This is a genomic window from Ruminococcus difficilis, from assembly GCF_016680995.1.
This window is the reverse complement of sequence record NZ_JAEQMG010000165.1, coordinates 1-9,684: the sequence shown is the minus strand read 5'-3', so window position 1 is coordinate 9,684 and position 9,684 is coordinate 1. Positions and strand designations below refer to the sequence as shown.

Genomic DNA, 9,684 nt, shown 5'->3' with positions numbered 1-9,684 from the left:
TCCGTAACAGAATAATTGAAGGCATTGAGATAAATGTGTCAAACCCTCCGTCAGAAAACGGAGGGTTTAGTGTTTACGGGGTGGTTATTAAGCGGTTACAAAGGAATAATCATTCTTTGGATTGTGACTGTAAAAATCCATATGATGAAGCCCTTAGCTGTGTACAAATGCAGCTAAGGGCTTTTCCTTTTTATATAAATTGTTCAGAAAGAGAAACTATTGATTTATTGATATTCTTTAGTGCAGATAGTTCATCTTCGATTTTAGGTTCAAGAGTTAACACTTTATCTAAATAGTTAATGTCGATTCTGTATTTCTCAATATACTCCTTATCGCAAGTAGTGTAGCAAATTTGAACTTCTAATTCTTTTTCTTCGAAGTCTGAAAAATCAAATATTGTACCTATATGTTGGTTAGGCGCAAGAAAAATATTATTGAGTTTTGTAATATTAAATTCTTCAATATCTGACTGTCCTGCTTTCGTCCAATCTAAATCTGGATTAATACTGAGCGATAAGAGTTTTGCAGGAGAATTACCAAAATTCTTTATTATCAAATCGTGGGTAATACCAACTGAGCTTTTTTTAATATAAAAAACAAGATTCCCTCTATTTTGTTCAAAGTATTGTTTTTGCTGTTCGTTCAGTTGTTTCCTCATTTCAGACAAATTTTTGTATGTCAATACTACTGCAATAATTGATGCTATTAATGCTATGAAACTAATAATAGTACCAATGAACTGAAAAAGAATTTGATAACATTCAGCTGTTGTCATATTTATCCTCCAATCTTAATCTAACTTGTCCTTAAAAGCGTCTACCATAGCGTCACTCAGTTCTTTAGAGGGCACCTTTACCCAATGCCCGGACGTATCATACTTAGGATAGTTATAGCGCCACTTGTCGTAATCGTCCTTGCTGATTTCGCCCTTGCGGTATTTTTCACGCATTTCGCACCAACTCGGAAGCTCATCCAAAAGATTTCTTGCTTCTCTGCTCTTGAACGGATCAATGCGCATAATGATCTCGCCGTCTCTTTTCTCAATCGTCAGACCGTAAATATCCTCTAAGGCAAACAATGTGTGCATTAGTCCAATATAGGTATCAATATCGGGTACGGTCAATGCGTCGGGTGAAACGTCCAAAGCGTGCGCCAAAGCCTTAGTCAAATCTTCCTTCGGCGTTCTTGTTCCCGCTTCATACTGCGCCATACGGATGTCCGCAGTTCTTTCAGGCAAGCCTGCCATTATACCTAAATATTTCTGTGTCATTCCTCTGAGATTACGGATAAAGCGGATTCTTTCGCCAATAGCCATTATTCTCACTCCTTGTCGAATTATCTTGTAATTATAATAACATATAAGTTTAGTGTCGTCAAGAGTAATATAAATAAAAAAGTTTAAATATTTTCTCCAAAACCCCTTGACATAAACATATTTGTGTATTATACTAAACATATAACATAACTTTATATGTTTATATACAACTGAATGACCGTCTGCACGGGATACTCCGCCAAGACCTCTTGCGTAAGTAAGAGCGAGCGAGATAACGCTCCTGACAACAAGGGGGCAGGAACGACGTGCGGGTAGAACGGCACAACTCTGCGTTTATTTACATCCATATATCAAAAATCATAAAGAAAGGACAAATGCTATGGAGAATAAATTTATGAGAGTAGAGGAGGTAGCCACCGAGCTTGATGTATCGGTTTCGTATGCTTACAAAATCATTAAGCAGCTTAACGACGAGCTGAAAGCAAAGGGCTTCGTCACTATCTCAGGAAGAGTAAACAGACAATACTTTAACGAAAGGCTCTACGGAGTCGGAAAGGAGAATTTCAACAATGCCTGTATTTAAGAACGAGAGCAATAACACTTGGTATGTGATGGCTCGATATGTGAATTGGAAAGGCGAGCGCAAGCAGAAATGCAAGCGAGGTTTTTCCACCAAGCGTGAAGCGCAGGAGTGGGAGCGTACCTTTCAGCAGCAGAACTCCGCTGATATGGATATGTCCTTTGAAGCCTTTACACAGCTTTATGAAAAGGATATACGCCCACGCCTGAAAGAAAACACTTGGCTGACTAAGGAGCATATCATCAAAACCAAAATCCTGCCGTATTTCGGAAAGCGGAATATCAGCGAGATCACAACCAAGGATGTTATCGCTTGGCAAAATGAGCTTCTTGCCTACCGCAACGAAAAACGGCAACCGTATTCGCAGACTTATCTAAAGACCGTCCATAATCAGCTCAGCGCTATTTTCAATCACGCTGTTAAGCATTATGACTTGCGTTCCAATCCTGCCGCCAAAGCGGGCAGTATGGGCGACAAGGACGGTGCAAACATCAACTTCTGGACAAAGGACGAATACAAACGCTTTGCCGAGGAAATGATGGACAAGCCTGTTTCTTACTACGCTTTTGAAATGCTGTATTGGTGCGGTATTCGAGAGGGCGAGCTTTTAGCCCTGACGGCTGCGGATTTCGATTTCAATAACAGTACGGTGAGAATCAACAAATCCTATCAGCGTTTACACGGTGAAGATGTTATTACTACACCGAAAACCAAAAAGAGCAACCGTGTCATCAAAATGCCGCAGTTTTTGTGCGAGGAAATGCAGGATTACTTCAGTACGATTTACGGTCTGAAAAAGAAAGATCGTGTTTTTCCACTTAACAAAAGCTATCTTCATCACGAGATGGACAGAGGATCAAAGGCAGCAGGTGTAAAGCGCATCAGAATTCACGATTTACGTCACAGTCACGTTTCACTTTTGATTGATATGGGTTTTACTCCCGTAGCGATTGCGGACAGGCTCGGTCACGAGAGTATCGAGATTACGTTGAGATACGCCCATCTGTTTCCATCAAGGCAGACAGAAATGGTACAACGATTAGATCAGGAAAGGATGGATTTCAAAAATGTCAGCTAAAAACAGAGATGAACACAACCGTTGGCGAAACATCACAGTAGGGTTTCGGGTATCACCCGAGGAAAACGAGCAGATCAACACTGCCGTCGCTCTCTCAGGCTTGCCTAAGCAGGAGTATTGTTACCGCAAATGTATGAATCGTGACATTGTGGTACAGGGCAATCCGAGGGTATATAAGGCGTTGAAAACGCAGCTTGCCTTAGTCTTGGAGGAGCTGAAACGCATTGAAGCGGGCGGCAATATCCGTGATGAACTGCTTGACAATATCGAGTTGATTACAATCACGCTCAATGGAATGAAGGAGGAAGGTATATGCGGATAAATGAAATGACTGTCCCCAACGCTTCTGTTGGCGCAGAAGCAGGACAGCCACTCATACCTAACAAATGTATTATACCCGATTCCTTCTGTAAATTCAATAGATTTGAAAAAATTACAGGAGGTATATGTAAATGGCAGAATTAAAAATCATCGGAATGGACGAGGTAGCCGTCGAGGAAATCGAATGGCTGTGGTATCCGTACATTCCCTTCGGGAAGCTTACAATCATACACGGCGACCCAGGCGAAGGCAAAACGACTTTGATTTTACAGCTTGCAGCATTGTTGTCACGGGGAGATAAGCTCCCCTGTGACGACACCGAGCGTGAGCCGATCAGTATCATCTACCAGACCGCCGAGGATGGCTTGGGGGATACGATAAAACCACGCTTGCTCTCAGGCAACGCTGATTGTACTCAGATTAAGGTCATTGACGAATCGGAAGTACCGTTGACGATGCTCGACGCACGAGTAGAGCGGGCAATTCAGGAGACGGGCGCACGAATGATTATCCTCGATCCTATGCAGGCGTATCTCGGAGAAAAGGTTGATATGAATCGTGCTAACGAAGTGCGGAGCATTCTTTCACAGCTGGGGCGCATCGCCGAGAAATACAAGTGTGCGATTATCCTTGTCGGGCATTTGAATAAAATGCAAGGGACAAAAGCGAACTACCGTGGACTTGGCTCTGTGGATTTTCAAGCAACGGCAAGAAGTGTGTTGGTTGTCGGCAGAGTGAAGGACAGCCCCGAAACACGAGTAATGGCACACCAGAAATCTTCGCTCGCTCCCGAAGGTGAGCCGATAGCCTTTGAACTGAACAAGGAGACGGGTTTTCACTGGATCGGTCACTATGACATTTCCATTGACGATTTACTCAGCGGCTTCAGCCGACAGAAAAAATCGGAAATGGCTGAGAGCCTGATTACCGATTGTCTTGCTGAGGGAAAGTGTCCGCAGCAGGTCATTCAACAAAAAGCTGAGAGTATGGGTATCTCCAAGCGGATACTCGACACGGTGAAAAAGAGTTTGGATGTTCAGTCAATCAAGATAGGCTCGAAGTGGTATTGGCAGCTTGCCGCATAGTCAAGGTTGCAACATTGCAGCAGTATAGATACCTGCAATCTTGCAATGTTCCTTTTCGGGAAGTGACAATACAAAAGTTTTTGCTGGGTGCAGGGAGCCCTTTTCAAAGGGCTGCCCTTGCCCCTCGGAGAGCGCAAAACCTGCTCGCAGGTTGCATTTTTGATAGCCCTGCTGTCAAAAGTGCTTTTGCGTTACTCTTGGCAAGAGTAACAGAACCTGAGTTAGAGATAATTCAGTGAGATAACTATATTTTAATACAGATTTGAGGTAGATAAATGAAGAGAACGATTAGCGCAATGGTGGGTAAAGGCTCTATGACACACAACAGTCGCAGCTTCACAGCGGAGAACGTGGACAGCGAACGCACCCACTTGAATATAGATTACTGCAACGAGCCTATCAAGAAAGTGTATCACGAAATGTTTGATGCAGCTTTGAAACAGTACAACGCCAGACAAAAACGCAAAGATAGAAAGATACCCGATTATTACAAGCACATCGAGTCCGGAAAACAAGAAAAGCTGTTCCACGAGATCATCTTCCAAATCGGCAATAAGGACGATATGTCAGCAACGGGTGAGTATGCCGAGCTTGCGAGGACAGTCCTCGACGAATACTATCGAGGCTTCCAAGAGCGTAATCCCTATCTGCGAGTGTTCTCGGCTCACTTGCATATGGATGAAGCGACACCGCATATCCATATCGACTTTGTACCGTTCACAACCGGCAGTCAGCGTGGTTTGGAAACAAGAGTTTCTCTAAAACAGGCGCTTGCAAATCAGGGATTCAAGGGGAATGGTCGTGGAGATACCGAGTGGAATCGCTGGATACTTTCCGAAAAGAAAGTCCTTGCTCAGATTATGGAGCGGCACGGTATCGAGTGGGAGCAGAAAGGCACTCACGAGCAACACTTATCCGTTCTTGATTACAAAAAGCAGGAGCGAGCCAAAGAGGTAGCCGAGCTTGACAGGGAGATTGAAGAAAAGCAGTTGGAGGTCAAGGGGCTGAAAGCGACGGTTGAGAAAATCGAGGAAGCAAAGGAAATTCTCGGCGACGTCGAAAAACAGCTTGACGAAGATCCGCAACTGCAACTCCCTGAGCCGCAAGGCTTAATGACGGCAAAGAGCTACAAGAAAAAGTTTGTAGAGCCGCTAATCAAGCGCCTGAAAAATCTTGTCCGAACAGTCCTCGCCAGAAGTTATCAGGGTTGGGAGAACTACCACCGTATCAACAATTTGAACGGCAGATTGTACCGTGAGAACGAACATCTGAAATATGAAAACTCCAAGCTCAAAGAGGTCAACGGTATGCTCCGTGAACAGAACAAAGCCTATCAGCTATTGGAAAAGGTTTTCGGTAGACGCAGGCTTAATGAAATCATCGAGCAGGCCAGAGGCTTCAAAAAGTCAAAACAGCGTGACGCACGCTAATAAATACAGAAAGGTTGATGGACAATGAAAAAAGAGATTTACAACGAGCAGACAGGTATCCGCTATGAGCTGCAAGGCGATTATTATCTGCCGTGCCTAAAGCTCCCCGAACAGCCAAAGGTTGAAATCGGGATTTGGGGCAAGCGGCATTTGCGGTACATCAAGCAGCACCACAAAATCCGCTATACCAATCTGCTGACAAGCTGTAAGCTCACCGCCTACCTCGCCGACATCGACGAGCAAGCAGAGGAGATGTTCTTTCGGTTGGTAAAACAACTCGCCGAAAAGGAAGGCGTGACTGAGCAGCTCAAAGCAAATAATCAAATGCTGTGGGTGAAGCGAATGAACAATATCCGCAACCGTGCAACGGAGATTGTAAATTCAGAGTTGATTTACACCTAATAACACAGAGGGCAACAGGTAGAAATACTTGTTGCCCTTACTATATCTTGTGATAACAGATTTTTTATTTGTTTAAGTTTCCCCAAAACCTGCGAGCAAAAGCTGAGGTGAAGGCGTGGGAATAGCGAGCAGGCGCTTCAGCCCCGACTTGACGTACTTCAAGGTTTCATAGATACCGTCTGCGATGGCGTAATAGACGAAATCAGGCGCTCCGAACAGACGCTTTGAAACCTCGATGATCTCAAAGCGCATACGGGTAAAGAACGGCTTGTCGGACAGCATGGAAATATAACCGATGGCAAGCGTCAGAAGCAAATCGAGAGTACGGATAGATTGCAGAGAACGCACCCTCAGATTCTCGTAATCGAATTTTTGCTTTTTGAATTTGAAGTATTCCTCGATTCTCCAGCGCATCAAATACGCCTTGCAAACCGAAATCCCGATTCGTTTATCGTCCGATGACAGATTGGTGATCAACAGCATTGGTTCCTCGCCGAAACCGTATACAACCACTAATTGTAATTCAACATTTTTGTATTTAGGCAGTTGAATCGAAATAATACTGATTTTGACGTCTACTTGTTTGCCGCTTTTGTTCTTGAATCTCAGGCTGTATTTACCCTTGAAGCGATTGGCGACAGACATGATGTTTTCGGTTTTTCCATTATAGATAACATTACGGTTCTTTTTGGCTCTGATAATGAACTTTTCGTTGTTTCTGATAAAGTAACGGTAGTATTTGTTGTTGTCAAAGCCTCTGTCCATCGTCCTGACATTGTCTTTGGAAAAGTGTCTGCTGATATATTCAAAGCAATCAAGATATTCCTCGATTTCGCTGACAAAGTCTTCATCCTTGGTTGAGTAGATACGGCTGTATATACCGAAGGGCAGCTTGTTTTCGCTTGAGAGAACCGCTGCGCCGATAGTATGGTAACCGATCCCGATCTCACCTGTGCTGCCGTCGCGTACCTCGCAGAGCTTTTCAAGGTGTTTGCTGGCGGGCTTGGTGATGTCGGAACCATCGACAATTATCAAGCTGTCATCATTATACCGGCGTTTGATTGCTTTGAGATAGTTTTCACGCACGGTTTCGGCGTCTGCTGCTTCAAAGTCCGCAAGATTTCTCGACAATCTGTTGACTGTTTTGATCAGCTTGATGTTTTCATGCAGGCTGCGGCTGATTTCAGACAGCATACAGCTTCCCGAGGCAAGCGTTCCGTACAACATATCTGTTACGAATTTCTTATCAGGACGGTTCAAGCCTTTTGAAATTTTTTGAGAATAATTCAAAATACCCCTTTTCAAATTACCGTTGAGTGTGTTATAATTCAACATAGTGCAATACGCTCCTTTGGTATGGTTTTGTTCCAATTTAATTATACCATTTTTCGAGCGCTATTGCACTTCTTTTTTTACCCGATTTTCATTTTTTTATTGCCGAGTTTTCCCTTAACCACGCCATTTTTTCAACATTCACGATTGCGTTTTGGGGAAACTTAAATTTTTCAACACAAAAACGCCGATTTGAGTAAGAACTTGTGTTCCCACGTGTGATGCGCACGTCAAGCGCATTTTATTTTATCAAAAATCGCGTGTGCCTTAACCTGATGTTCGCACGTCATTGTCGCGGTTTTTGACCGCTGCCCGACCACGTATTCTTTGTCGAAAACCGCACGCCTTTTTTCAGCGGCTGCGATGCGACTGGGTAATACGAAAATAGCTGGGAAACGCTCTTGACACTTTTTCTCAGATACGTTATAATATATATGGACAGAAGAATGAAATTATTATCCCTATAGCTTGACAAACGCCAAGTTATAGGGATTTTTATATAGATTTTATCTTTTATGAAATATAGTTGGTAATACACAAAAAATCAAGAGAATAATTGTCGGGATATTCGCTGGATATTGACCACTGCTTGTGGTATTGTTGTGGTTACCAAAAATAGGAGGTTTGATAGCATGAAAAGAGAATTATTAGACAACGGCAACATTTGGCAAAAGGCGGACGGACGTTGGATAGGTCTGGTGCGGTACAAGGATGAATTCGGCGAAACTCAGCGTAAGAGTTTTTCGAGCAAGAAGAAAAAGACGCTGCAAGCGAAGATGACGGAGTATGTCAAAAACTTCAACGAGCAGGTCGCTAACTCGGATGAGTCGCGGAAACCGCTGAAAGAGAGCATGAAAAACTGGCTTCGTGTTTACAAGTATTCCGAGGTGGAGCGGACGACGTATGACCGCTATGAGTGTACCGCTGAGCACCAAATCTATCCCTACATCGGAAACAAGCCCGTCGGAGATGTGACGCCAGCCGATATCAAAAAGCTGCTCACCAAGCATATGAACGCGGGTTACGCTTTCACCACAAGCAAGAAAGCGTACTCACTTCTCAAAATGTTCTTCAAGCAGCTATATCAGGAGGGCGCGATACCGAACAATCCGATGGCGCTGATTGACATGACGAAGAAGGATAATTACCTCGCCGCGCAGAACAAGGAGAGCAAGCCGCAGTGTGACATGGTGGTCGTGTTCACAGATGAGGAGCTGGAGCAAATCAAAGCGGAAGCCTTCAAACGGTTCACCAATGGCAAACCCGTCTATCAGCAGTCGGCGGCATACTTCCTGATGCTCAACACAGGACTTAGGGCAGGAGAGCTGTGCGGTATCATCAACAGCGACATCGACCTTGAGAACCGCGTCATACACCTGCAGCGAGGTGTGAAGGAAGTCCACGTCAGAGACGGTCTGGAATATGTCCCGAGGCTCGAGGTCAAGGTCGGCAAGCTGAAAAGCAAAACAAGTAAGCGCGACGTACCGCTCAATGACACGGCAATCGAAATGATACGACGCTTGCGCGAGGAAGTATATCTCGGCGAGGACAATCCCCTGATACCGGACGAGAACGGCAGCTTCACAAATCCGCGAAATATGCGAAACCGCTTCTACCGTATCCTCGACGCGATAGGGCTTCCGCATAAAGGACTGCACACTTTCAGGCATACCTTCGCTACACGCCTAATCAACGGAGTCAAGCAACCTGACGGAACAGTAAAAGCATTATCCGTAAAACAAGTGGCGGAGCTGCTCGGGCATACGACTTCGGAAATAACGGAAATCTACTACGTCAAGCGCGACACTACAAGACTGGTAGGCTTGACCGACAGCTTTAACCTATGACAAGTATCTCCTCGCCAACAACGAGGGGGAAGGTTTTTCAAACCTGTTTCGCCGTGTACCGCCCTGCGTGCGATTTGTTGAGGAAAGTAGAGTAAGTACCTGACCGAGGGCATTTGCGCGGTGTAGGCGATTTTTGAGCACATCTCAATTTTTGAGATGCCATAACAAAGACTACGGCTAATATGGAATGCCAAAAACAAAATCTGACCTTCCTTGATTTTTACTTTCAGGTGTGTTAAAATATTACTGACAGAAAAAACAGCGATTCAGGAAGGAGAAATCGGTCATTGAAAACAAGACAAGTATCGAAATAGTCGTGCGATGATAGGTGAG

The 9,684-nt window shown here is 44.3% G+C and carries 10 protein-coding genes; 7 read left to right on the top strand and 3 right to left on the bottom strand.

What is annotated here, in order from left to right:
* Window positions 1–190: 190 nt before the first annotated feature.
* On the bottom strand, window positions 191–775 hold the full coding sequence (locus tag JKK62_RS15375; protein ID WP_201428696.1) for a DUF8453 domain-containing protein: 585 nt from the start codon (window positions 773–775) through the stop codon (window positions 191–193).
* A gap of 15 nt (window positions 776–790) precedes the next feature.
* The gene (locus JKK62_RS15370) at window positions 791–1,315 is read right to left on the bottom strand and encodes a helix-turn-helix domain-containing protein (RefSeq protein ID WP_201428695.1); all 525 of its coding nucleotides are present in this window, start codon (window positions 1,313–1,315) and stop codon (window positions 791–793) included.
* A gap of 340 nt (window positions 1,316–1,655) precedes the next feature.
* Between JKK62_RS15370 and JKK62_RS15365 the strand changes: the two genes are divergently transcribed.
* The 6 genes from JKK62_RS15365 (at window position 1,656) to JKK62_RS15340 (ending at window position 6,172) form a co-directional block, all read left to right on the top strand.
* Window positions 1,656–1,859 carry a helix-turn-helix domain-containing protein gene (locus JKK62_RS15365; RefSeq protein ID WP_201428694.1) on the top strand — a complete coding sequence of 68 codons (204 nt, stop codon included), beginning with the start codon at window positions 1,656–1,658 and terminating at the stop codon, window positions 1,857–1,859.
* Window positions 1,846–2,934, top strand: coding sequence for a site-specific integrase (locus JKK62_RS15360; RefSeq protein WP_201428693.1), 1,089 nt, complete (start codon window positions 1,846–1,848; stop codon window positions 2,932–2,934). The genes JKK62_RS15365 and JKK62_RS15360 overlap by 14 nt, the downstream gene beginning before the upstream one ends.
* Window positions 2,924–3,256 carry a plasmid mobilization protein gene (locus JKK62_RS15355; RefSeq protein ID WP_201428692.1) on the top strand — a complete coding sequence of 111 codons (333 nt, stop codon included), beginning with the start codon at window positions 2,924–2,926 and terminating at the stop codon, window positions 3,254–3,256. The genes JKK62_RS15360 and JKK62_RS15355 overlap by 11 nt, the downstream gene beginning before the upstream one ends.
* A gap of 130 nt (window positions 3,257–3,386) precedes the next feature.
* Entirely contained in the window at window positions 3,387–4,340 is a 954-nt protein-coding gene (locus JKK62_RS15350) for an AAA family ATPase (protein WP_201428691.1), read from the top strand.
* Window positions 4,341–4,615: 275 nt separating this feature from the next.
* Window positions 4,616–5,770 (top strand): plasmid recombination protein, encoded by a 1,155-nt coding sequence (locus JKK62_RS15345; RefSeq protein WP_201428690.1) that lies wholly within the window; start codon window positions 4,616–4,618, stop codon window positions 5,768–5,770.
* Between the two features lie 24 nt (window positions 5,771–5,794).
* Entirely contained in the window at window positions 5,795–6,172 is a 378-nt protein-coding gene (locus tag JKK62_RS15340; RefSeq protein WP_201428689.1) for a TnpV protein, read from the top strand.
* 72 nt (window positions 6,173–6,244) lie between these two features.
* Here JKK62_RS15340 and JKK62_RS15335 read toward each other — a convergent pair whose 3' ends face one another.
* Window positions 6,245–7,366 carry a transposase gene (locus tag JKK62_RS15335; RefSeq protein ID WP_207752210.1) on the bottom strand — a complete coding sequence of 374 codons (1,122 nt, stop codon included), beginning with the start codon at window positions 7,364–7,366 and terminating at the stop codon, window positions 6,245–6,247.
* 770 nt (window positions 7,367–8,136) lie between these two features.
* Between JKK62_RS15335 and JKK62_RS15330 the strand changes: the two genes are divergently transcribed.
* A complete protein-coding gene (locus JKK62_RS15330; RefSeq protein ID WP_201428687.1) occupies window positions 8,137–9,351 on the top strand; it encodes a tyrosine-type recombinase/integrase in 1,215 nt (404 codons plus the stop codon).
* The last annotated feature ends 333 nt before the right edge of the window (window positions 9,352–9,684 follow it).